Raw genomic sequence first — 22,886 nt, forward strand, 5'->3', positions numbered from 1 at the left:
CGTTGGCGGACGAGATCATTTGCCTATGGGAGGAACGTATGGCTCACTTTTCAACACACTCTGCATTGCCGTTTGCCGCGGCTCTACTCACCGCAACGGCCCTGTCGTCGCCGGTGCTGGCGCAAAGCGGGATGAACACAACCAACTTGCAACATGAGGTCGTTCTCGATGATCTCGAAAACCCGTGGGACATGGCGTTCCTCGATGATGGGACGATGCTGTTCACCGAGAAGTGCAAAGGTCTCTCAGTGCGCCTGCCGGATGGCACCGTAAACGCGCTTTACGGGGTCAGCGAGACGGAGGGTTACAGTTCCAATGGGTTGGATCTGTTCTGCGAAGGCCAGGCCGGGATGATGGGCGTGGCCTTTGATCCGGACTTCGCGGACAATCGCCGCATCTACGTCTATTCGACATCGAAGCTGGCGGATCCGCATACCAACCGCCTGATGCGCTTTACCCTGAGCGAGGATTTCACCTCGGTTGCGGACCGGACCGATATTGTGGATGACGTGCCCTACAAGATGGCTGCTTCAAACCATCCGTTCGGTGGCCCCGGCGCCCACAACGGCGGGCGCTTGCGCTTTGGGCCTGACGGCGCCTTGTGGCTGACCACCGGTGATACGCACAATGGGGAAGTGCCTCAAAGTCCAACTATGATGGGCTCCAAGGTTCTGCGGATTGACACCGACGGCAATGCGCACCCAGAGAATAATCCGCCAGAGGGTTTCGACAAACGGATCTACACCTACGGCCATCGCAACGTGCAGGGGATCACATTCCACCCCGAAACAGGGGCGGCGATCACTGCTGAGCACGGCCCCTGGCACTCGGATGAAATCACCATCCTCACCAATGGCGGAAACGGCGGATGGGATCCACGGCCAAACATGGCGGGCCGCGGCGAATGCCCGGACGACTACTGCGGCTACAGCCCGAACCAGGAAGACGGCATGAACCGCTATGAGCGCGCGGCCTTCATGCCGATGACCGACTTTGACACCTATCCCGATGCCATGCCGCCGATCTGGAACAACAATGGCTGGTCGCAAGGCCTGTCGTCAGCAGCCTTCCTGGAGGGTGAGCAGTGGGGCGACTGGGACGGCGCAATGGTTGTCGGCATCATGGGCATCGGCTTTGGCGGCACCCCAATTGGTCAGCGCATCGACGTCATTCACTTCAACGATGACAACACGGATGTTGAAGACGTGACCGAAATGACCTTGCCGATGGAAACCGGGCGGTTCCGCTCAGTCGTTTCTGGCCCGGATGGAAGTCTCTACACGGCGATTGACGAAGGTACGATCAGCAAGTTGACGCCAGGCGGCTGATCCATCAGCGCGGGGCAAAAGGCCCGCAGTGGCGACACCGTTGGTCGCCGTGCACCAGCGCTTGGGGTATATCCAAGCGCTGGTGATCAGTTCTGAAATCATAAAAACCAGGTGCCCGCCGCGACGCGATATCGGTATTGACGCCAGGCCGTGTGGGTTTGTCGCAGAGAAACGCGTCGTCCCGAGATCTGAGGTGGCAATGAAGCTCATTCGGGACGTCACCAATCGCTGCCCGACGAGATGAACGAGCGACCTCGACCAAACCCTTCGTCGGCCTGCGAGCGGCACTTGCCTCGACCTCTCCATTGCTTTACTCACCACGGCCCAGATGGAGAGGAGCAGACGTTGTCCTGAGAGCTTTTTGTCCGAAGCTTGGTGACGGCGCTTTGCAAGACTGGGAGAGAGGCGATTTCGGAACGCAATTTCCAACCGATGACGAAGGCCGAAGTCGTTGCAGCACAACGTGCTTGGGCAAAATGCGTGACCGAACGGGATGTCGATGGTCTTCTTGACCTTTATGACTTTGGCGATCCAGACGAACCACTGCTGTTCAAACCGACCTTGGCGGATATCATTCGGCTCGACCGTACCGGCGCGCGGGCCTATTTTGTCGGCGGTGATCCAGACTATCCCCAGGACGTGGGCTTCCTCAATCGAGGATGGAAAAAAGTTGAATTTCAGAGCGCCGTTGGACCCATCCTGAAAGCAGGCGGGCTTGGCTACAAAGACATGGGGCACTACACCTTTGTCGATGGCGACGGCAATGCGACCCGGGCTGACTATACCTTTGCCTACCACAAACTTGACGGACATGTGCTCATCTCGCTCCACCACTCGTCCTTGACCTGGTTTCCTCCGGTTGAGGCTTGAGGCGACGTTGATGCATGGAGGGCAAAGGTCTGCGCGGCTGTTTGCCATGGTCTTCGCCTCATCAGGATCTTTCGGCTTGGCCGCTTGACCTTGCAATGAGCCTATCATATGACCTCAGGCGCTGAGCGGGCGTCGTATACTGGCTATTACCTCAGCCTTCCAAGCTGATGAAGCGGGTTCGATTCCCGCCGCCCGCTCCACCTCTTTTAGAATAGACCCGAAGGCTGATCGCGGCATATGCGCCCTTCGGCGGCATCTTGGGCTTGTGCTCTCTTGACCCGCCTGGTTTGCCCCGCCATGACAGAACCCGGACGGAGAAGGGGTAGACATGGCTGACAGTGCACCACAGGCACCTGGGCAAAACGAAGAGCGCGCGAAATCCAAAAAAATCGGTGCGCTGAAAGCTCTGCTGCCCTTTGTCTGGCCATACCGCAGTCTCTTGTATGCCGCGCTGGCGGCTTTGGTGATCACCGCTGTTATTTCGCTGACCCTGCCGCTGGCCGTGCGCCGCGTGGTTGATAACTTCGACACCGAAAATGCCTATATTCTTGATCAGTATTTTGCAGCCGCTCTGGGCATCGCCGGGCTTTTGGCGATTGGGACTGGCCTGCGCTATATGCTGGTGACCCGGCTCGGCGAGCGCGTGGTGGCGGACATTCGCAAGGCCGTCTTTGACCGTGTGATCGCCATGAGCCCGGCCTTCTTCGAAAAACTCATGACCGGCGAGGTGTTGAGCCGGATCACCACCGATACCACGCTGATCCTGTCTGTCATCGGCTCCTCCGCGTCGATTGCTCTGCGCAATATTCTGATCTTTGTGGGCGGGCTGGTGCTGATGCTGGCCACATCTCCCAAACTCACGGGGCTTGTTTTGCTGATCGTGCCTGCGGTCATCGTGCCCATTCTGGTGCTGGGGCGGCGGCTGCGGGTGCTGAGCCGCGAGAACCAGGACTGGATCGCGGCCTCTTCCGGCAATGCCTCCGAGACGCTTTCTGCGGTGCAGACGGTTCAGGCTTATACGCATGAAGCCGCAAGCCGCGTTCAGTTCTCCGATGTCACCGAACGCTCTTATGACGCGGCGCGGCGGCGCATCTCGACCCGCGCGCTGATGACCGTGATCGTGATCTTCCTGGTCTTTGCGGGCATTGTCGGCGTGCTTTGGATTGGTGCGCGCGACGTGCGCGCAGGCGACATGACCCAGGGCGCGTTGGTGCAATTCGTGATCTATGCTGTGATGGTGGCGGGGGGCGTCGCTGCGCTGTCAGAGATCTGGGGCGAGTTGCAGCGTGCGGCTGGCGCCACCGAACGTCTGGTGGAACTGCTCACCGCGGAAGACAGCGTTCAGGACCCGGATACCGGGCTGCTGCTGCCCGAGCCAGTGGCCGGGCGGATCACCTTTGAAAATGTCACGTTCGACTACCCCTCACGCCCCGGAACTCACGCGCTGGACAACGTCAGCCTGAGCATCGAGCCGGGGGAAACGGTTGCCTTCGTGGGGCCGTCGGGTGCGGGCAAGACCACAATCATTCAGATGATCCTGCGGTTCTATGATCCGGCCTCGGGCCGTATCACGCTGGATGGCGTTGATCTGGCACATCTGCGGCGCGACGCCTTCCGCAAGGCGGTGGCGCTGGTGCCGCAGGATCCGGTCATCTTTGCCGCCTCCGCGCGCGACAACATCCGATTTGGTCGCCCGGATGCGACGGATGCCGAGATTGAGGCGGCGGCCAAGGCGGCGGCAGCGCATGATTTCATCGCGGCATTGCCGGATGGGTATGATGCCTACCTGGGCGAGCGCGGTGTCATGCTGTCCGGCGGGCAAAAGCAGCGCATCGCCATCGCCCGGGCCATCCTGCGCGACGCGCCTGTGCTGCTGTTGGACGAGGCCACAAGCGCGCTGGATGCGGAAAGTGAGCGGGCGGTGCAATCGGCGGTCGATACGTTGAGTACCGGGCGCACGACGCTGATTGTCGCGCACCGGCTGGCCACCGTGAAGAAGGCGGACCGGATCATCGTGCTGGAGGACGGGCGGATTGTCGCCAGCGGACCACATGATCAGTTGGTCGCGGAGGGTGGTCTTTATGCGCGCCTTGCACGGCTGCAATTCACGGACGGCATGGCCGCTGAATAGGCAGCAGCTTGTGGCCGCGCCGGAATGCCCTGACGTCAGGGTGGTCTGACGCAGCGTCCCCGATCACGTACCGCCTGTCACGGCGCTTGCACTAAAGCGCACAAGACTTCATCCTTCCTGCCAAGGAGAAAACGCCCAAAGCCGGGCGGTTTGGGAGGACATAGATGACGTTTGCCGGGATTGACGACCGCAATGCAATTGAGGCGGCCATGCCGTGGGCCGACCGGCCCCTGCCGGCCACGCTTTACGGGATGCTGAGCCAGACAGCTGACCGGTTCCCCAACCACAACGCGGTGAGCTATCAGATCTTTTCGGGACCCAGCGACAAGGCCGAGACGCTCACATGGTCTGCGCTGAAGGATCAGGTGACGCAGGCCGCGAACCTCTTCCGGTCGCTTGGGATCGGCGAAAATGACGTTGTGGCCTATGTGCTGCCCAATGCGAATGAGACGGTGCTGGCGCTGTTGGGGGCTGCGGTTGCAGGGATCGTGAATCCGATCAACCCGCTGCTCGATGCCGAGCAGATCGGCTCCATCCTGCGGGAGACCAACGCCAAGGTGGTGGTCACGCTGCGCCCCTTCCCGAAAACGGATGTGGCGGATAAGACGGCGGAGGCCGTGGCGCTGGCGCCCAACGTGAAAACGGTGCTGGAGGTGGATCTGCTGCGCTACCTCACGCCGCCCAAGTCCTGGATTGTGCCGCTGATCCGACCGAAACGCAGCGTGCAGAACCAGGCCAAATACCTGAACTTCATGGCTGAAGTGGCCAAGCAGCCGAAAACCCTGAGTTTTGCGGACAGTGACGGCGACCGTGTCGCCTGTTACTTCCACACCGGTGGTACCACCGGCATGCCCAAGGTGGCGCAGCACCGCTATTCGGGGCTGATCTACAACGGCTGGATCGGGACGGAACTGCTGTTCTCCGAAGAGGACAACATCATCTGCCCATTGCCGCTCTTCCATGTCTTTGCCTGCCATGTGATCCTGATGGCGGCGGTCACGTCCGGCGCCCATGTGATCTTTCCGACGCCGCAGGGTTATCGTGGCGACGGCGTGATGGACAATTTCTGGAAGCTGGTGGAGCGCTGGAAGATCACCTTCATCATCACTGTGCCCACAGCGATTTCGGCCAAGATGCAGCGCCCGATCAACGCAGATGTCAGCACGGTGAAGACGGCGTTTTCAGGCTCAGCCCCGCTGCCGCTGGAGCTGTTTCGCCGGTTCGAGAAAGCCACCGGGGTCACGCTTGTGGAAGGCTACGGGTTGACCGAGGCAACCTGCCTTGTGTCGTGCAATCCGGTTGACGGCGAAAAGAAGGTGGGCAGCATCGGCATCCCGTTCCCCTATTGCAATGTGAAGATCTTCAAGGCCACGGAAAACGGCCCCATCGAGGCAGATGTGGATGAAATCGGCGAGATCTGCGTCTCCAACCCCGGGGTCTACGTCGGCCACACCTACACCGAAGGTGAGAAAAACGCCGACCTCTATTTCGGCAACCATCTGCGCACGGGCGATCTGGGCCGGGTCGACCCGGATGGGTATCTTTGGATCACCGGGCGCGCCAAGGATCTGATCATTCGCGGTGGTCACAATATCGACCCTGCGGAGATCGAAGAGGCGCTGCTGCATCATGAGGCCGTCGCCTTTGCGGGCGCGATTGGTCAGCCGGACGCTCATTCAGGCGAGGTGCCGTGCGCTTTTGTCGAACTGGTTGAAGGGGCAAGTGTGACGGAAGACGAGCTTTTGGCGCTCTGCCGGGAACACGTGCACGAACGCGCGGCACATCCCAAGCACATGACCATCATGGATGAATTGCCCAAGACCGCCGTTGGCAAGATCTTCAAACCGGATCTGCGCAAGCACGCAATCACGCGGATCTATAATCAGGCTCTGGAAGAGGCGGGCGTGGCGGCGCGGGTCATCGCTGTGGTCGATGACAAAAAGCGGGGGCTGGTTGCGCAGATCGAGCCAAACGGGGCGGGCGAGGATGCCATTGCCCATGCGCTTAGCGCCTTTGTCCGGCCTTGGGAACTGGCCAATACAGCGGTTGCGGCGGAATAGTCCACGCAGAACGGGAAGCTGGCGCGCCCTGTCGGCGCGTTGCCTAGACCTCAGTGGTCAGAGCAGCACTTCGTATTGCGATCTGTGACGGTAGGTCGGATAGGTGTGGATCATCTGTGCATTGCCCATTCTGATCAGGCAATTCTTGACGCGCACAAAGGCCGCTTCAAACCGCATGGCCACGGTGTCGAGCCGGTAGGTGTCATGCATGTTCACCGGGTTCGGCCCGGACCGCAGGCCAAAGCGGATTTTGCGCTGTGCATCATCGAGGGCCGAGCATGTGCGGCGCAGGCTTCCAGCGGTCTGCGTAGGCTTGAAGGCATATTGACAGGCCATGAGCACAGTACGATCATCGGCAAGCGCAATCGGGCGGATGGCCAGCAGGTTGAAAAACAAAGACCCGTCTTTGCGGTAGTTGATCAGGCAACAGGTCTCTGACACGCGCTGGCGGACCACCTCGGCGATCTCGTCCGTAACCGTGCGATCGGTGAGTGCACCCTGCAAGAACCGGCAGTTTTTGCCAAGAACGTCTTCGGCTGCGTAGAGCGTCAACGTCTCAAACGCCGGATTGACGTAGATCAGCGGGGTATCGTTCCCGTCCGGATCCGCGACACAAATGGAGATGGAGAGATCGTCGCAAATGCTCTCGATCTCAGGTGGAATATGCGCAGCGCGCGTTAGATCGTCTAGCATTGTTGGTTAGCCTGTGCTGCGTGTTTCGTCCGCAGGTCGATATCTGCGGATTGTCTGATCTTTGATTGCGCACGACGGCATCGTACTCTTTTATTGCGGTCTCAGCATCAAAAAAGTTGACGTTCCAAAAGAAAGCTGTGCGTCGAGCCTAGAACCGGCGCCAAAACGAGCGCACAACATTGTGAGCACTGCACCTGACAAAAGCTTTTCGGGGGATGGCTGGATCCGGTTATCCTGCGACAACAGTTGCAAATGGGGCCACCATGGGAAAGTCGCGCAAATCACGAAAGCAAAAGCAGACAGCGGCGGCGGCACCCGCCGAACCCGGGCGGCGCGATGTCCTGAAGCTGCTGCGCAACGGCGCGATTGGCGCAGCACTGCTGGGCGGTGGTGGCTATGCGGCCCTTGGGTCATTTCGCGCTTATGCGGCGGAGCATGATCTGAGCCGCGTAGGGCAGGGCAAGCCGACGGTTGTGCAGGTGCATGATCCGCAGTGCCCGACCTGCACCGCGCTTCAAAAACAGACGCGCCAGGCCTTGAAGGAATTTGGTGAATGCGATCTGCTGTATCTGATTGCGGATATCACCACGCCCGAGGGGCAGGCTTTTGCGCTACGCCATGGGGTGGGCAATGTCACGCTGCTGCTCTTTGATGACACAGGTGGGCTACAGCGCAGGGTGCAGGGCCTGCAGACCAAGGACCAGCTGATGCCGATCCTGACGGCGCATCACGCGGGTCAAGCCAGTTAAGGGGCAGGCCTTATCCTAGCGCACCGCCTCGATGGGGCCGTCTGCCTTGCCCTGAATGAATTGCTCCAGATAGGGGTTGCCGCTCTGGTCCATCTCGGCAACCGGGCCGGTCCACTGGATCACACCCTCATGCAGCATGGCGATATTGTCCGCGATGGCGCGCACGGATGTCATGTCATGCGTGATGGTCATGGCCGTCGCCCCCATCTCCACCACAATCTCCCGGATCAGCTCGTTGATCACGCCCGACATAATCGGATCAAGACCCGTTGTCGGCTCGTCGAAGAAGATGATCTCGGGCTCAGCCGCGATGGCGCGGGCGAGGCCCACGCGCTTCTGCATGCCGCCGGACAGTTCCGCCGGGAAGCGATCCGCCACATCCGCTTTCAGCCCCACGCGGCGCAGCTTCTCGATCGCAATCGCGCGCGCCTCGTCATGCGGGCGTTTCAGGGAGCCGCGCAGCAGGCGGAAAGCGACATTCTGCCAGACCGGCAGGCTGTCAAAGAGCGCACCGCCCTGAAACAGCATACCAAAGCGGGCGAGGAAGGCGTCGCGGTCGCCTTTGCTGGCGTCCTTGCCATCGACCATGACTGTGCCGCTGTCCTGTTTGACCAGCCCGAGGACGCATTTCAGTGCGATGGATTTGCCGGTGCCCGAACCGCCGATGATCACCATCGACGTGCCTTTGGGTACAGAGAGGTTCAACCCCCGCAACACGTGGTTCGACCCGAAGGATTTGCGGATATCCGTCATCTCGATCATAGGGTGAAGAACACTCCTGTGAGCACGAAATTGGCCGCAAGGATCAGGATGGCGGCGCCTTCCACGGCGGTTTTTGTCGCGCGACCCACGCCCATGGCGCCCCGGCCGGAATTCATGCCGTGGTAGCAGCCCATCAACGCTGCGGCAAATCCGAAAACCGCGCCCTTGGTGAGCGAGGAGATCACATCGAGCGGCTCAAGAAAATTCACCGTGTTGCGGATGTAGCCTGCGGGATTGAAGCCCAGCGTGCCGGTGGCCACCGCATAGCCGCCGAAGATGCCGATGATGTCGCCCACACCCACAAGCAGCGGCACCACTAGCACGGCGGCCAGAACACGCGGCACGGTGAGATACTTCATCGGGTGGGTGGAGAGGGTGACGAGCGCATCGATCTGCTCCGTCACTTTCATGGTCGCAATCTCTGCTGCGATCGAAGAGGTCACGCGGGCTGCGATCATCAGGCCGACAAGCACCGGTCCAAGCTCGCGCACCATGCCGACGGCGACGATCTGTGGCACTACGGCCTCGGCGTTGAAGCGGGAGCCGCCCGCGTAGATCTGCAGCGCAAGTGCGCCGCCTGTGAAAACGGCGGTCAGCCCTACAACGGGCAATGACAGCCAGCCGATGTTCATCAGCGCCGACAGGAATTCGCGCCCGTAAAATGGCGGGCGCAGGATGTGGCTGATGGCCTCGACCGCAAACAGCGCGATCCGGCCGATCATCGCAAGCGCGGCCAGTACGGCCCGGCCGAGGAGGGCAAGCGGTCTCATCACAGGTAGATCCGTTTGTAGCGCCCACCCAGCGAGGTGAGAATTTCGTAGCCGATGCTGTCTGCGAACCCGGCTACCGTGTCGACCGATTGATGCGGCCCGATCAGTTCGAGCGTTTCCGGCTCCTCCGCCAGGCCGGTGACATCGACGCCAATCATATCCATGGAGATACGCCCCACAACCGGCACAGCCGACGACCCTGCATGCAAATGGGCGTTTGGCCCCATGCCACGGAGGATGCCATCAGCGTAGCCAGCGGAGATGGTGGCGATGCGTGAGGGGCTGCGCGCTATCCAGGTGTTGCCGTAGCCCACGCTCTCTCCCACGGCGACATCGCGGATCTGGATCACGGGGATATGCAGCTCGACCACAGGACGCGCGTCGACGAAAGGGAGCCCGCCATAAAGCCCGATGCCGGGGCGGACCATGTCGAAATGATAGTCGGGCCCAAGCAAGGTGCCCCCGGTCGCCGCCAGTGAGCGTGGCACCGCAACATCCTCGGTCATCTCGTGAAACGCCTTGAGCTGGGCGGCGTTCATCGCATGATCCGGCTCGTCTGCGCAGGCCAGATGGGACATGATCAGCTTGGGGTTCTGAGGCAGCGCGATATCGCGCAGGGCGGCCCATTCGACGGCCTCCAGCCCAAGGCGATTCATGCCTGTATCAAGCTGGATGCCAAAGGGGTGGCCCGGCAGCGCCTCCACATGCAGCAGCATCTGATCCACCGAGTTCAGCATCGGTGTCAGCTGCGCATCGCGGATGAGGGACGTGTCCCCTTTCATGTGACCGGAAAAGACGTTGATCTGCGGGCCTTTGCCGAGGATCTCGCGCAGGGCCACACCTTCCTCGGCGACGGCCACGAAAAAGGAACGCGCGCCAGCGCGGGAAAGCGTGCGCGCGATCTGTGACAGTCCCAAGCCATAAGCATCGGCTTTGACCACCGCTGCCGTTTCGCATTGGGCCATGGCGTTGAGACTGTGCCAGTTTTCAGCCAGCGCAGAGGTGTCGATGGAAAGAACCGCAGTTGCCATCCTCGCGTTTTGACAGGGATGAGCGGAGCGTCAAGTGGAAATTCCGCATCCAGCGAAGCGGTGCGCAATGGTCAGGGGATGTCGAAGTAGGCGCGGTTCTGCTCCCACATCTTTTCACCGATCAGGCAGTCATACTCCGCCCCAAGCGTATATTGTACAGGCTGAATGCGCGCAGGAAGCCCTGCGATCTCCAGCACCAGCTTGCGCTTGACGGCGCCTGCGAACTGGTCCCAGTCGAGCACGGGGATGACAAAGGCGCCGGGGCCGCCGATCACACAGTTCTGATAATAGATGTCGAGATCGGGGATGCCCCATATCTCGCTCAGCGCATCCGTGGTCATCAGTGGCAGCCCGTTGATGATGAACCCCGCCTCCAGCGCCGCATCGCGTGCGCCCTCGACCGGGCGGCCCTGATTGTTCGGCCCGTCGCCCGAGACGTCGATCACCCGTCGCAGCCCGTGAAACCCGTTGCCCGCGAAATCTGCTGCCGCGTAGTACAGCGCCCCCGAGATCGAGGTGCGCCGCAGCCCGGTGTCAAAGCGCGCGGTGATCTGATGCGCGACCGATCTGGCGTGTTCCGGCGTGCTCAGCTGGGTCCAGGGGACGATCACCCGTTGTGAATGCTCGCCCGCCCATTCCACATAGGTGACTGCGATACGACCCAAGAGCCCGTTGTGGATCGCGTCGAGCACATCCGCGCTGGTGATGGCTTCCGCATAGCCGCGCCGCTGAATCTCCAGTTCCGCCGGAGACATGGAGCGCGACACATCCACCGCAAGAAACAGCTCGACGTCGACTTCCATGTCGTCCGCCCGCAGCAGCGTGGGCAAAAAGAGCAAGAGAACAAGCAAGACCCGCATGATCCCATTGCGCCAGAGATGCCGTGCCCTGTCCAATCACAAATTTTGTGGGCGGTGCGGCGTGCCATCTTTCGCGCGCGACGGCGGTTAAGTGCGGGTGCGCGCCGTATTTTTTGGCATCGACTCCGCCGGCGTCGGAAGATGAGGCGCCGCTCAGACCTGCGCCCGCGAATTGTAATTCAGGATTTACACTTGTGAGCGTCTACATCATGTGACACAGTTGACCTTACGGTGCGCGTTTTGAAGTGGGTCAGACAGGGCTTGGGTCTGGCCATAACCACGTACGCAAATCGGAGGACCCAATATGGCGGACGGTGAAGACAAGGTTTGGCCCACGGGGCTGACCCTGGAGGAAGCTGAGGAAGTCCACAGCTACCTCATTGATGGAACGCGCGTCTTTGGTCTGATCGCGCTTTTGGCCCACATCCTGGTTGCAGTGGCAACCCCCTGGCTTGGATAAGGGAGACACACCATGAACAATGCAAAAATGTGGCTGGTCGTAAAGCCGACCGTCGGTGTTCCGCTCTTTCTCAGTGCTGTGGCAATCGGATCGTTTGCTGTGCATGTGGCCGTGCTGAGCAACACCACCTGGGTGGCAGATTTCCTGTCTGGCAATGAGCTGGGGTCGGGTGCTGAAACTGCATCGGCGACGATGCTGGAGCCAGGCGATACGGCGAAAGTATCTTATGCCGCGCCTGCAGCGGATGGCAGTCAAACGGTGACCATAATCCTGTCGGACGGCACGCCGGTCAAGGCGATCCTGCAGCCGCCGGAGGTGCATGCCGCCTCCAGCACAGGGAACGCTACCGTTCTCAGGCAATAGCGCTTTGGGCCCGCTGATCTGATGCAGCGGGCCTGATTTTTCGCCGTTGGAATTGCGCGTGGTCCTAGCGCTGCGCGAGGGGGGCGGACAAAAGAAATGTTTGACTATCGTGCCTTTGCAATGCGCCGGCTGGCAGCTCTCGGGCCTAGGTATCTGCCCTTTGCCGATGTGGCGACCGAGGCGGTGCCGCTGCGGCGCTTGCTGCGGCTGTCGCTGTTTCAGGTGACTGTCGGCATGGCGCTTGTGCTCATCGTGGGCACGCTCAATCGTGTGATGATTGTGGAGTTGGCCGTGCCCGCCACACTGGTCGCGGTCATGTTGGCCTTGCCGCTGATCTTTGCGCCGTTGCGCACCCTCATTGGGTTCAAATCCGACGTACATGTCTCGGCGCTTGGCTTGCGCCGCGCGCCCTACATCTGGAAGGGTACACTCTATCAATTTGGTGGCTTCGCGATCATGCCGTTCTCGCTGCTTGTCCTGTCGGGTTATGGCGAGGCCATCGATGCGCCGCGCTGGATCGGGTACAGTTCTGCTGCGCTGTCGTTCCTGCTGGTGGGCGCGGGGGTGCATATGGTGCAGACCGTGGGGCTGGCGCTGGCGACCGACCTTGTGGCCGAGGAAGACCAGCCCAAGGTTGTGGGGCTGATGTATGTCATGCTGCTGGTCGGCATGGTGATCAGCGCGCTGGTCTTCGGCGCGCTGCTCGAAACTTACACCCCGGGGCGACTGATTCAGGTGATCCAGGGCGCTGCGGTGGTGACCGTCGCGCTGAACCTCGCAGCGCTCTGGCAGCAGGAGGCGCGCAGCCGCGCCCGCGCGCAGGCCATGAAAGCCGCGCCCCGGGTCCGTTTTGCTAAGGCCTGGGCCATGCTGATGGCGCGTCCGGGCATGCTGCGGCTTTTGGTGGTGATCGGTCTGGGCACCTTTGGCTTTGGCATGGCCGACGTGCTGATGGAGCCTTACGGCGGCCAAGTGCTTGGTCTTTCGGTGGCGAGCACGACGAAACTGACGGCCTTGCTGGCGGCAGGAACCCTTGCAGGGTTTGGCATAGCCGCTCGCGGGCTGGGTCAGGGTGGCGCACCTGCACGATATTCCGTGATGGGCGCGGCGATTGGCCTGCCCGGGTTCGCAGCGATCATCTTGTCGTCGTTTGGCTTTGGCGTCCCCGCGTTCTTCGCAGGTGTCTTTGCCACAGGCCTTGGCGCGGGGCTCTTTGGCCACGCGACGCTAACGGCCACAATTCGCGCAGCGCCAAGCGACCGCGTTGGCCTGTCCCTGGGGGCCTGGGGCGCCGTGCAAGCCACGGCGGCGGGGCTTGGCATCGCACTGGCCGGCATTGTGCGCGATCTGATCGTGGGGCTGTCGCCCGCTGGAAATGCACCGCAGACGCCCTATAATTCAGTATTCGCGATAGAAATGCTGTTTCTGGCCCTGGCCATCGCGGTGGCCTGGCCAATCCTGAGACGCTCCACGCGCAGGCGTCTTGTCAACAACCCGTCGACAGGTGACGGACGCCCGGTGGAGGTATCATGACAACACTCATCACACGCTTGTTCGAAGACCAGGAGAAGGCCCGCTACGTGAAGGAGCGCGCGGTGTTCATGGGCGTTCCAAGCCGCGATATGTCGGTGATCACTAAAGGAAGCGCGGAGGATGACGCAGGCCTCACCGCCAAGATGCAGGCGGCGGGGGTCGATGACAGTGCGCTTGGGACCTATCTGGCGCATGTCAAAGAGGGTCAGGCGGTCTTTGCGGTCCGCGCGACCTACAAACCGTTGATGGCGGCGACCAAGATGCGCGAGTTGCTGGCCAAGCACGACCCTCTGGAGGCTGGCAATGTGGTTGAGGACCGCTTTGTGCCCGACGGGCCGCAGAAGGCGTCCAGCATCCTCACCGAGCATCCGCATTTCCTGACCGTTCCGATGCACCGCACAGGCTATGAAGGCGGCCCGGTGACCGCTGGCCTCGGCTGGCCGATGCTGCGTGCACGCAAACCCAGTAATTCGGTGATGAAAGGCGGCAAGTTCATGTCGCGGTCGTTCTGGCCAATGCCGCTGGTGTCAGACAAGCCCCGCAAGACGTCGGTGATCGAAGGTGGAAGACATATGTCGAAATCCTTCTGGCCGATGCCGCTGATTTCGCGCAAACCGCGTAAGAATTCGGTGATCCGAGGGGGCGATCTGCCCTTGTCGCGCGCGTTGGGTTGGCCACCGGTGAGCTGACGACAGGCTACTTCGTTCCGAAGGCTCCGATCAGGAAAACCAGACCCAGCCCCCACGGGAACGCCGCCAACGTGAGGAAGTCGGCGTCCAGATAATCACGGACGCCAATCCCGCAGGCCGTGTTGTGTACTCTGTAGCTGCACCCAAGAACGATGACGTAAGTCCAGGCGAGACATGGACCAATAAGAAGTGCGCCGGAGACGATGAAAAGAGCCAGTTTCATAGAGTGCTTACCTTAGTTGCAAAACCTGCGCATGGCGCGAGTTGCACGCGGCCCGCCGATATCATTTTGGGGTGACATCGAAATGCAGCCACAGCCTTGCGCCGCAGGTGCAGAACAGGGTCTGCCCGGCTGCGTGAGCGTCTTTCCAACTGTCATATATGACGTCACTGGCCGTCAGCATTGCGCCACAGTCCCCGCACTGAACCGTCAGAAAGTCACCCTTTGCGATCTGGCCGGAGTAGCGGCGCGAGAGATAAGAGGAGCCGCCCTTGAATGTCGCGGTTTGACCGTCGCTGGCTTCAACTTGCTGCAAAAGATGCGTCACGTCGGCCAGGAAGCCGCGCTGTATCTCTGAGGTCGGGGTCCGGTTCAAGAAACGCTGATGATAGCTTATGGCCTCAATGAGGTCAGCCCGAAGCGACGCATCAACAAGGCTGAACCAGGGCGCAATCTCGGAACGCATATTCGTGACGACAGGAGAAGCCCTGAAGGTGATCTTCATGTCGCGTACCACATGCCGGTGCTCAGAGACCAAGGGCTGTAGCACGCTGACGTGCAACGGCTGATCAAAAGCAGAGAAACACCTGCCAGTGTCACCAGCTTCTCACGGACTGGCCGCCACCGTTTCGTCGGTGCCTGTTGCACAAGGCTAGTCACCTTTCACCAGTTCGACGCGACGGTTCAAGGCGCGCCCTTCTGCCGTGTCATTGTTCGCAATCGGGGCCGCGTAGGCCACACCGACGGCGCGCAGCCGATCCGCAGAGATCCCTGTACTCTCGACGAGGTAAGTCCGGACGCTTTGCGCGCGTGCCTCAGAGAGACGCTTGTTGTGATCATAAGCCCCCTGGTTGTCCGTGTGACCCACAACCACAAAACGCGTGTCATCAGAGCTTTGGATGTAGGCCGAGATGGCCGCCAGAGCCTGGGCGGACTCTTTCGTCAGTTTGGCGCTGTTGGTCTCGAAGGTGACGCCTTGCAAGCGGGCACTGCCGGATGCTCCAATATCGGACCGCAGCTGCTCCGGCGTGATCTCCAGCACCAGCGAGGCAGCCTCATCTTCTTCATAGATATCAAAGGCGTATTGAATATTCGGGGAATAGGTCGATTTGGCGACAATGCTCCAAAGACGCAGGTCGCCCTTTTGCGCGGAGATCATACCGAAGTCCGCTTTGTTCAAATTATAGAGATCCTTGAATGCTGCAAACCGCCCCTTTGCCTCCGCCTCAGACACCACCTGTCGCTGCAAGAACGCGCCGCATTCGGCGTTCTGCGCGGAGGCGTGGCAGACCAACTCGACCGAGAACCCGGCCTTCTGAAGGCTGCTCTTGACTGACCTTACAATCTCAAGCGTTGTGACTGGCATGGACGCGGGGATATCATAGACAATTGTGGTGCGTTGGCCTTTTGGATGCCAGGCCTCAAATGCGGCCGGTGCGTCATAGCTGTTGATCGATGTCGGAATGACCCCTTCGCTGTAGCTTGTGGTCTCAAACCCTCGGATTTCGGACTGGGGAAAGCGACCAACGTCGGGATGATCGGAACTGTTTGCAAGGTCTTCTGCCTGAGCAGCGCACAGTGTTGCGGCGCATACCGCGCAGACGGCAACACCCTTTCGAAAATTCATCGCTATGGTCCTGTCATGCTTCATGGAAATGGTCATCTGTCACGACGGAAAAAGGCCAGACGCCTGGCGCTTTCCGCGTCGTTTTCAAGCACATATCTCACCCGAGACGCCGGCGTAAATGCAGTTTTTCCGACCCCCGGTTCAGTGCCTGCTGAGCGTATCAAGCCGTGTTCGCAACACAGCCAGCCTGTCAATGACAGCGCTTCGCTTTTCATCAAGCTCCGCGCGCAGTCGGTCGATGTGCTCCAGCTTCTCCGTCAGTTTCGCGATGCCGCCTTCGCATGGGCCAGCTCCCTCATCTGAGAGGCAGCCACTCATGGCGCGGATTTCGCGGGTGGAGAAGCCCGTTACTATGAAGTCGCGGATGCGGCCAGCTCTTCGCAGATCGGCGTCGCTATAGCTGCGGTATCCATTGAGCGTTCGCCCGACGTTCAGAAGGCCTTCTTTCTCGTAGTGACGCAGCATGCGTTGCGTGATTCCCAGACGTTCTGCAGCTTCCTTGGCCCGCATATCGAAAATCCTCCGCTCAGCCTGCTTCAGATGCAAATGGCGCTGATGATCGTCGAGGGTGAGTCGGGTGGTCGACGTCGCACCACCCGGCTCTTAACAGATCATGACCGCAGCGACCAACCGCCATCAACGGTCAGGATTTGTCCTGTCAGCCATTCGTTTTCAGAGCTTCCGAGACGCAAAATCCAGGGGACAATGTCAGCGGTTACGCCGCGACGTCCCAACGGCACCTGTGCCGCTTCCTGGTCCTCGATCTGTTGCGCCATCTCTTTTGTCAAGCCCATCATTCCGGTCAAGGCGCCGGTTTTGACCGGACCGGGTGCAATCGCATTTACGCGAATGCCATCGCCTGCCAGCTCAACCGCCCATGATGTGGTCAAGTGCTCCAAGGCCGCCTTTGTTGCTGCGTAGTGGGCCAACATCGGCGCTGCACCCCTTGAGACTGCCGTTCCGATGTTGACGATTGCCCCTTTGCTCTGTGTCAACGCCACCTTGCCTGCCTGCACCAATTGCGAAGGTGCAATGATATTTACGGCTGACATATTTGAAATGATATCAGTGTCATACGCGTCGACAGGCAGAGGGTGTCCCGCCCCCGAGTTGTTCACGATCAGATCAATGCGCCCCCAGCGAGAGAGTGCTGCGTCAACGATCTGAGCTCCGCTGCTCCGGTCTGCGCTGTCTATCTGCAGCAGCTCGATCTTTTCGCTGGTCTCTGCAATTGCCATCAACTTGTCCGCACTGCGTCCTGTGATCAGGACATGCGCACCTCTCGTCGCAAGTTCGGCTGCTGTGGCCCGGCCGATCCCCGAACTGCCCCCGGTGACGATGGTCACCTTGCCGCGCCACACATCGTTGCCTGTCATGTCGTTTGCTCTCCTGTCTTCGAATCTTTCGACGTTGCTGAGGGCCACGGCTAACGCCCTGACACTAATGTCAGGGTCAAAGGTTTTTTCGACCTGGGTTGAGAATTTTCCGGCCGTTCCGCCATCCGAGCAGAGTGTAATGTGAGGCATATAGGTCCTTTGCGGCCTTCGGGCCTGGCAGCACATCCAAATCGAGCAGCATAGGCTGTCACGGATAAGGGGAGGCCGCAGCGCGCAGTGAGCCTGGCCGTTCAATGCGCGCTCAATCGACAAGGTCTCAGTAAAGCCCCGGCAAAAGAGACCATATCGCCGTCGCCGCCAACCCGATGTTGCAGAGCAACCCGGCAACAAAGGCCATCGTTCTGGGGCCACCGGCCGGCTTGCCGATGCCGGCGTAGTAGATCACCCAAAATGCAATCCGGCTGGCGAAATAACCACCCGCCAACCAGTTGACCAACATTGGCGACGCACCGGACATGATCGCCATCAGCAAGGCCCATCCGAACGCCGGAAATGTCTCTGCGGAATTGGAGTAGGTCCGCAAGGCGCGGAAACTCAGCTTCCCATGATCAAACCGCACTGGCATTCCGGGAACTTGCTCTTCATTCACGAAGGCCAGCGGTGCGGTTGCAAAACTCTGGATCAGTGTGATCAGTGCGAGGCCCGCCAAGGTGAGGAATGAGACGCGATAAGCGGCAAAGTAGGGCACCGCATCAAATATTGTGTCCATCTTTGCCGTCCTACATGTCCAGATCCATCGCCTCGGCGATCTCGATGGTGCCCGTGCCGCTCAGGTGAGGACACGCCTGCGCCAGCGTAATCGCGTCGTCCAGTGTGTCAGCCTGAAGAACGGTCATGCCGGACGCCGGATTGGCCCCGCCATGGTCTTCAACACCCGTTGGTGTGATCGTTTTGGACGGTCCGACCGGCAGGCCAGGATCGACAACAGCCGACCCCATCCCGGACTTCCAGGCGTTCCATGCCGCCATATGCCTGGCTCCGTCCTCCGCGCTCTGAATGTCGGGTTTCCCGTGATAAATCAGCAGAAACTTGGGCATGATCATGCTCCTCTTGATGGGGTCAGGGCTCTTTCATGACAGCAATCAATTTATGTTAAAGAACATATTTTAAGAGGTGATATGATCGACCCCAAAAGGAGTCCTCATGCCCTATAGTGCCAGTCACCGCGATGCGACGCGTGCGAAAATAGTCGAGGCCGCCCGCGTGCTGTTCAACCGGCATGGCTTTCAGAATGTAACCATTGATCAGGTGATGCAGGCGGCAGGCCTGACACGGGGTGGGTTCTATAACCATTTCAAGAGCAAGGAGGCACTGTTCAGTGAGGCTGTGTCCAGCTTCCTGATGGGGCGCGGCGCGGAGTGGCGCCGCGACGCGGGCATTGATCCAAGCAACCTCAAGCCAGAGATGGCGCAACAGATGATAGATGCCTATCTGTCGGACAAGCATCTTGGCGATATCGAGGGGCAGTGCCCCATGATCGCCCTTCCGTCGGATGTGGCCCGCGCTGACCTGAAAACGCAGGACGCCTTCCAACAGTTGCTCACGGCCATGGTCTGGTTGCTGGAAACTGCATTGCCGGACAGCCAGACTGACAGACGCCAAAAGGCTTTGGCCTCTGCAGCGCTCTGTGTCGGTGGCATGGTTCTTGCTCGCACGCTGCCGAATTCCGAACTTGCGGAGCAGGTCAAATCAGCCGCTCATAACGCGGCAACGCAGATGGTTTCTGCGCAAAACGCGTGAGAGCGGTGGGTTTGCCGTCTTTGAGCGTCCGTCACGATGGGCGCTCTGACGCCTCGCCGCGATCAGCAGGGCGGTCAATTGTCAGCTTTTCAGACGTTTAGATCAACTGCTGCCCTGAATGGGTGGCGCGATGTCTCAGAACTCGCGCTCGCTGCCTTGTTGCCAAGGCTGCACGAGGTTGCCAAAGCGGGTGAAGCGGCCCTCGAAGCTGAGGTCCACCGTGCCGATGGGGCCGTGCCGCTGCTTGCCGATGATCACCTCGGCCCGCCCGTGCAGGCGCTCCATCTCTTCCTGCCATTTGGCCATGGCTTCGAGGTCGTGATCCCCCGGCTTTTCCCGCTCTTTGTAGTATTCCTCGCGGAAGACAAACATGACCACATCCGCGTCCTGCTCGATGGAGCCGGATTCGCGCAAGTCACTGAGCTGCGGGCGTTTGTCTTCGCGGTTTTCCACCTGGCGGGAGAGCTGTGACAGTCCAATGACCGGGATGTCCAGCTCCTTGGCGATGGCTTTCAGACCCATGGAAATCTCGCCAATTTCCTGCACCCGGTTGTCGGCTGTGCCGCGCGCCAGCTGAATGTAGTCCACGATGATCAGATCGAGCCCGTGGGTCCGCTTGAGCCTGCGGGCGCGGGCGGCAAGCTGCGCAATGGGGATCGAGGGCGTATCGTCGATGTAAAGCGGGCAGGCCTCAAGCGCCTTGGCGGCATCGACAAAGCGGCGAAATTCGCCTTCTGTCATATCGCCGCGACGGATCTGTTCGCTGGGCACTTCTGCTGCCTCTGACAGGATCCGCGCGGCGAGCTGCTCGGCACTCATCTCCAAAGAAAAGAAACCCACAACCCCGCCGTCGACCGCCCCTTCACTGCCATCGGGGCGCACGCCTTTTTTGTAGGCTTTGGCAATGTTGAAGGCGATGTTGGTGGCCAGTGATGTCTTGCCCATGGACGGGCGACCGGCGAGGATCAAGAGGTCAGAGCGGTGCAGCCCGCCAAGCTTCTTGTCCATATCAATAAGACCGGTGGAGACGCCTGCAAGCCCGCCCTCCCGCTGATAGGCAGCGTTGGCCACATTGACCGCGTCGGTGACGGCCTTGAGGAAGCTCTGGAAACCGCCTTCGGTATTGCCTTGTTCGGCCAGATTGTAGAGCGCCTGTTCGGCCTCGACGATCTGCTCTTTCGGCTCGGAGGCCACGTCCACCTTGGCCGCCTTGTCGGAGATCTCGCGGCCCAGCTGGATGAGATCACGGCGTACGGAAAGGTCATAGAGCATCTGCGCATAGTCGCGCACGGCGAAGGCCGAGATCGCAGCACCCGCAAGCCGGACCAGATAGGCGGGGCCGCCGAGCTCTTTCAGCCCGCCGTCATCCTCCATAAAGGCTTTGAGCGTGACCGGTGAAGCCAGCGCGTTCTTTGCGATGCGGGCGGCGGCAATCTCAAAGATACGCGCGTGCACCGGGTCATAGAAATGCTTGGCGGTGATGATGGAGGCCACGCGATCGTAGATATCATTGTTGGTCAGGATCGCGCCCAGCAGTTGCTGTTCCGCCTCTATGGAATGCGGCATTGTCTCGGGCGCCTGTACGTCCACGCCCGTTGGATTGAAGCTTGTGATTTCGTTCATGCCCGTGCCCACCTTGTCCCGTCATTGGTCTTACCCGCGCCGCTCTGTGACATGCAATCGGGATAAGACGGTATAACGTGTGGATATGTTTTTATGTCAGAAACATACACGATCTGGTGGTGCATTGCACGCGAAATACTAAGTCCTGTGGCGCCCTAGTCGCTTTTTCGCGCGGCCTGCCAAGCGCGGGGATCATTCAGGAACACCTCAACATCTGTAAGTGTGGTGGCGTCAAACGCGCCTTGCGCCTTGGCTTCGGCCAGCACATCCCACCACGTACAGAGGCTGTGAAGGGCAACCCCATGATCGCCAAGGGTCTTTTCCGTTTCCGGGAAAATCCCGTAGTAGAAGATGACCGCCGTGTGCCCGCAGGTGGCGCCTGTTTCGCGAATCGCGTCGACAAAGCTGAGCTTGGAGCCGCCGTCGGTGGTGAGGTCTTCAACCAGAAGAACGCGCTGGCCGTCGTGCATGTCGCCCTCAATCCGCGCACCTTTGCCGTAGCCTTTGGGTTTCTTCCGCACATAGGTCATCGGCAGGCCCATGCGCTCGGCCACCATGGCGGCAAAGGGGATGCCTGCGGTCTCGCCGCCCGCGATATTGTCAAAGGCCTCGAAGCCTGCGTTGCGCATGACGGTCACGGTCAGGAAGTCCATCAGTGTGGATCGGATGCGCGGGTAGCTGATGAGTTTGCGGCAATCGATGTAGGTGGGGCTGGGCAGGCCGGAGGCGAGGATGAAGGGGTCCGATGCGTTGAAATGCACCGCCTTGATCTCCAGCAGCATGCGCGCGGTGAGGCGGGCGATTTCGCTTGGGTCGGGGTAGCTGCTGGGGATCATCGCTTGGTCCTTTGTGGCAGAGGTCGGATGCCTCCGGCGGGAGTATTTTGGGAAGAATGAAGCTCAGGTCACCGCCCAGTCGAGTGGGAAGCCCGGGTCGAAGACGGTGACGGGGCCGTCGTCGGTGGCGATCTGCGCGGGGTAGGTGGCGCCGGTTTTGGTGAGGGTGAGTGTGTCCTCGTTCGGGGGCAGGCCGTAGAAGGCGGGGCCGTTGAGAGAGGTGAAGGCTTCGAGGTTGTCGAGGGCGTTTTCTTCTTCGAAGACCTGGGCGAGGATCGAGAGGGTGTTGGGTGCCGTGAAGCAGCCCGCGCAGCCGCAGGGCAGGAGCTTGTTTGCATCCGTGTGCGGGGCGGAGTCTGTGCCGAGGAAGAAGCGGGCCTCAGCGGAGGTGGCGGCTTGGCGCAGGGCGAGGCGGTGGGTTTCGCGTTTGGCCACGGGCAGGCAGTAGTAGTACGGTTTGATGCCGCCTGCGAGGATGTGGTTGCGGTTGATCACGAGATGATGCGTCGTGATCGTGGCGCCGAGGGTCTCGTCCTGGGCGCGGGCGTAGTCCACCGCGTTGGAGGTGGTGATATGTTCCATCACCACGCGCAGGCCCGGTGTGGCGCGGCGAATGGGGTCGAGCACGCGGTCGATAAACACGGCCTCGCGATCGAAGATGTCGATCTCCGCATCCGTAACCTCGCCGTGCACGCAGAGGGGCAGGCTGATCTCGGCCATCTTCTCCAGCACCGGGCGGACCTTCTCGAAGGTGCGCACACCGCTGGCGGAGTTCGTGGTGGCCCCGGCGGGGTAGAGCTTGACCGCATTCACGAGGCCTGAGGCTTTGGCGGCGGCCACATCCTCAAGGTCAGTCTCTTCGGTGAGGTAGAGCGTCATGAGCGGGGTGAAGGCGGCGCCCTCGGGCAGGGCCGCGCGGATGCGGTCGTGATAAGCGCGGGCGTCGGCGGCGGTGACCACCGGCGGCACGAGGTTCGGCATGATGATCGCACGGGCGAAATGGCGGGTGGTTTCGGGCAGCACCGCACGCAGCATCGCGCCATCGCGCAGGTGCAGGTGCCAATCATCGGGGCGGCGGAGGGTCAGGCTCTGGCTCATGAGGATGCGCTAGCACAGCTTGTGGAGCAGGGCCAGTGTTGGTGCC

Annotated in this window: 25 protein-coding genes and 1 tRNA gene; 11 read left to right on the plus strand and 15 right to left on the minus strand. The window is 60.6% G+C overall.

What is annotated here, in order from left to right:
- The first annotated feature begins 38 nt into the window (after nt 1–38).
- The 5 genes from So717_RS17055 (at nt 39) to So717_RS17075 (ending at nt 6,389) form a co-directional block, all read left to right on the plus strand.
- Nucleotides 39–1,328: a PQQ-dependent sugar dehydrogenase gene (locus tag So717_RS17055; RefSeq protein ID WP_159979554.1), complete on the plus strand. Its 1,290-nt coding sequence runs from the start codon at nt 39–41 to the stop codon at nt 1,326–1,328.
- A gap of 375 nt (nt 1,329–1,703) precedes the next feature.
- Complete coding sequence (locus So717_RS17060) at nt 1,704–2,198, plus strand: metal-independent carbonic anhydrase family protein (RefSeq protein ID WP_498049706.1); 495 nt, start codon at nt 1,704–1,706, stop codon at nt 2,196–2,198.
- A 125-nt stretch (nt 2,199–2,323) separates the two neighbouring features.
- Nucleotides 2,324–2,398 (plus strand) — tRNA-Gly (locus So717_RS17065).
- A gap of 128 nt (nt 2,399–2,526) precedes the next feature.
- Nucleotides 2,527–4,329: an ABC transporter transmembrane domain-containing protein gene (locus So717_RS17070; protein ID WP_159979558.1), complete on the plus strand. Its 1,803-nt coding sequence runs from the start codon at nt 2,527–2,529 to the stop codon at nt 4,327–4,329.
- A 164-nt stretch (nt 4,330–4,493) separates the two neighbouring features.
- On the plus strand, nt 4,494–6,389 hold the full coding sequence (locus So717_RS17075) for an acyl-CoA synthetase (protein WP_159979560.1): 1,896 nt from the start codon (nt 4,494–4,496) through the stop codon (nt 6,387–6,389).
- A 57-nt stretch (nt 6,390–6,446) separates the two neighbouring features.
- Here So717_RS17075 and So717_RS17080 read toward each other — a convergent pair whose 3' ends face one another.
- Nucleotides 6,447–7,082 (minus strand): PAS domain-containing protein, encoded by a 636-nt coding sequence (locus tag So717_RS17080; protein WP_159979562.1) that lies wholly within the window; start codon nt 7,080–7,082, stop codon nt 6,447–6,449.
- A gap of 215 nt (nt 7,083–7,297) precedes the next feature.
- Between So717_RS17080 and So717_RS17085 the strand changes: the two genes are divergently transcribed.
- The gene (locus tag So717_RS17085; protein ID WP_159979564.1) at nt 7,298–7,831 is read left to right on the plus strand and encodes a thioredoxin family protein; all 534 of its coding nucleotides are present in this window, start codon (nt 7,298–7,300) and stop codon (nt 7,829–7,831) included.
- Between the two features lie 15 nt (nt 7,832–7,846).
- Here the strand turns inward: So717_RS17085 and So717_RS17090 are convergent, their stop codons facing one another.
- The 4 genes from So717_RS17090 to So717_RS17105 all read right to left on the minus strand — a co-directional run bounded on the left by So717_RS17090 (nt 7,847) and on the right by So717_RS17105 (nt 11,254).
- Nucleotides 7,847–8,593, minus strand: a complete 747-nt coding sequence (locus So717_RS17090) for an ABC transporter ATP-binding protein (RefSeq protein WP_159979566.1) — start codon at nt 8,591–8,593, stop codon at nt 7,847–7,849.
- A complete protein-coding gene (locus So717_RS17095; protein ID WP_159979568.1) occupies nt 8,590–9,363 on the minus strand; it encodes an MlaE family ABC transporter permease in 774 nt (257 codons plus the stop codon). Before So717_RS17095 ends, So717_RS17090 begins: the two co-directional genes overlap by 4 nt.
- Nucleotides 9,363–10,394: an alanine racemase gene (gene alr / locus So717_RS17100; RefSeq protein ID WP_159979570.1), complete on the minus strand. Its 1,032-nt coding sequence runs from the start codon at nt 10,392–10,394 to the stop codon at nt 9,363–9,365. Before alr ends, So717_RS17095 begins: the two co-directional genes overlap by 1 nt.
- Nucleotides 10,395–10,465: 71 nt before the next feature.
- A complete protein-coding gene (locus So717_RS17105; protein ID WP_159979572.1) occupies nt 10,466–11,254 on the minus strand; it encodes a DUF1194 domain-containing protein in 789 nt (262 codons plus the stop codon).
- A 304-nt stretch (nt 11,255–11,558) separates the two neighbouring features.
- Between So717_RS17105 and pufB the strand changes: the two genes are divergently transcribed.
- From pufB to So717_RS17125, 4 genes are all read left to right on the plus strand, one after another.
- Nucleotides 11,559–11,714, plus strand: a complete 156-nt coding sequence (gene pufB / locus So717_RS17110; protein WP_159979574.1) for a light-harvesting antenna LH1, beta subunit — start codon at nt 11,559–11,561, stop codon at nt 11,712–11,714.
- Between the two features lie 12 nt (nt 11,715–11,726).
- Entirely contained in the window at nt 11,727–12,077 is a 351-nt protein-coding gene (locus tag So717_RS17115) for a light-harvesting protein (protein WP_159979576.1), read from the plus strand.
- A 96-nt stretch (nt 12,078–12,173) separates the two neighbouring features.
- Nucleotides 12,174–13,610 (plus strand): PucC family protein, encoded by a 1,437-nt coding sequence (locus So717_RS17120; protein WP_159979578.1) that lies wholly within the window; start codon nt 12,174–12,176, stop codon nt 13,608–13,610.
- On the plus strand, nt 13,607–14,299 hold the full coding sequence (locus So717_RS17125) for a hypothetical protein (RefSeq protein ID WP_159979580.1): 693 nt from the start codon (nt 13,607–13,609) through the stop codon (nt 14,297–14,299). Before So717_RS17120 ends, So717_RS17125 begins: the two co-directional genes overlap by 4 nt.
- A 7-nt stretch (nt 14,300–14,306) precedes the next feature.
- Here So717_RS17125 and So717_RS17130 read toward each other — a convergent pair whose 3' ends face one another.
- The 7 genes from So717_RS17130 to So717_RS17160 all read right to left on the minus strand — a co-directional run bounded on the left by So717_RS17130 (nt 14,307) and on the right by So717_RS17160 (nt 18,580).
- Nucleotides 14,307–14,522 (minus strand): hypothetical protein, encoded by a 216-nt coding sequence (locus So717_RS17130; RefSeq protein ID WP_159979582.1) that lies wholly within the window; start codon nt 14,520–14,522, stop codon nt 14,307–14,309.
- A 61-nt stretch (nt 14,523–14,583) separates the two neighbouring features.
- Nucleotides 14,584–15,024, minus strand: coding sequence for a hypothetical protein (locus tag So717_RS17135; RefSeq protein ID WP_159979584.1), 441 nt, complete (start codon nt 15,022–15,024; stop codon nt 14,584–14,586).
- Nucleotides 15,025–15,171: 147 nt separating this feature from the next.
- Nucleotides 15,172–16,146, minus strand: a complete 975-nt coding sequence (locus tag So717_RS17140) for an OmpA family protein (RefSeq protein ID WP_159979586.1) — start codon at nt 16,144–16,146, stop codon at nt 15,172–15,174.
- Nucleotides 16,147–16,287: 141 nt separating this feature from the next.
- Nucleotides 16,288–16,656: a MerR family transcriptional regulator gene (locus tag So717_RS17145; protein ID WP_159979588.1), complete on the minus strand. Its 369-nt coding sequence runs from the start codon at nt 16,654–16,656 to the stop codon at nt 16,288–16,290.
- Between the two features lie 101 nt (nt 16,657–16,757).
- Complete coding sequence (locus tag So717_RS17150) at nt 16,758–17,795, minus strand: SDR family NAD(P)-dependent oxidoreductase (protein ID WP_238841035.1); 1,038 nt, start codon at nt 17,793–17,795, stop codon at nt 16,758–16,760.
- Nucleotides 17,796–17,799: 4 nt separating this feature from the next.
- Nucleotides 17,800–18,252, minus strand: a complete 453-nt coding sequence (locus So717_RS17155) for an MAPEG family protein (RefSeq protein ID WP_159979592.1) — start codon at nt 18,250–18,252, stop codon at nt 17,800–17,802.
- Between the two features lie 10 nt (nt 18,253–18,262).
- Entirely contained in the window at nt 18,263–18,580 is a 318-nt protein-coding gene (locus tag So717_RS17160) for a YciI family protein (protein ID WP_159979594.1), read from the minus strand.
- Nucleotides 18,581–18,686: 106 nt separating this feature from the next.
- On the opposite strand from So717_RS17160, the gene So717_RS17165 reads away from it, so the two are divergent.
- Nucleotides 18,687–19,283 (plus strand): TetR/AcrR family transcriptional regulator, encoded by a 597-nt coding sequence (locus tag So717_RS17165; RefSeq protein WP_159979596.1) that lies wholly within the window; start codon nt 18,687–18,689, stop codon nt 19,281–19,283.
- 135 nt (nt 19,284–19,418) lie between these two features.
- On the opposite strand, the gene So717_RS17170 is transcribed toward So717_RS17165, so the two are convergent.
- The 3 genes from So717_RS17170 to pyrC form a co-directional block, all read right to left on the minus strand.
- Nucleotides 19,419–20,906: a replicative DNA helicase gene (locus tag So717_RS17170; RefSeq protein WP_159979598.1), complete on the minus strand. Its 1,488-nt coding sequence runs from the start codon at nt 20,904–20,906 to the stop codon at nt 19,419–19,421.
- 155 nt (nt 20,907–21,061) lie between these two features.
- Nucleotides 21,062–21,742: an orotate phosphoribosyltransferase gene (locus So717_RS17175; protein ID WP_159979600.1), complete on the minus strand. Its 681-nt coding sequence runs from the start codon at nt 21,740–21,742 to the stop codon at nt 21,062–21,064.
- Nucleotides 21,743–21,805: 63 nt separating this feature from the next.
- Nucleotides 21,806–22,840 (minus strand): dihydroorotase, encoded by a 1,035-nt coding sequence (gene pyrC / locus So717_RS17180; RefSeq protein WP_159979602.1) that lies wholly within the window; start codon nt 22,838–22,840, stop codon nt 21,806–21,808.
- Nucleotides 22,841–22,886 lie beyond the last annotated feature (46 nt).

This window comes from Roseobacter cerasinus, from assembly GCF_009811755.1.
Taxonomy (GTDB): domain Bacteria; phylum Pseudomonadota; class Alphaproteobacteria; order Rhodobacterales; family Rhodobacteraceae; genus Roseobacter; species Roseobacter cerasinus.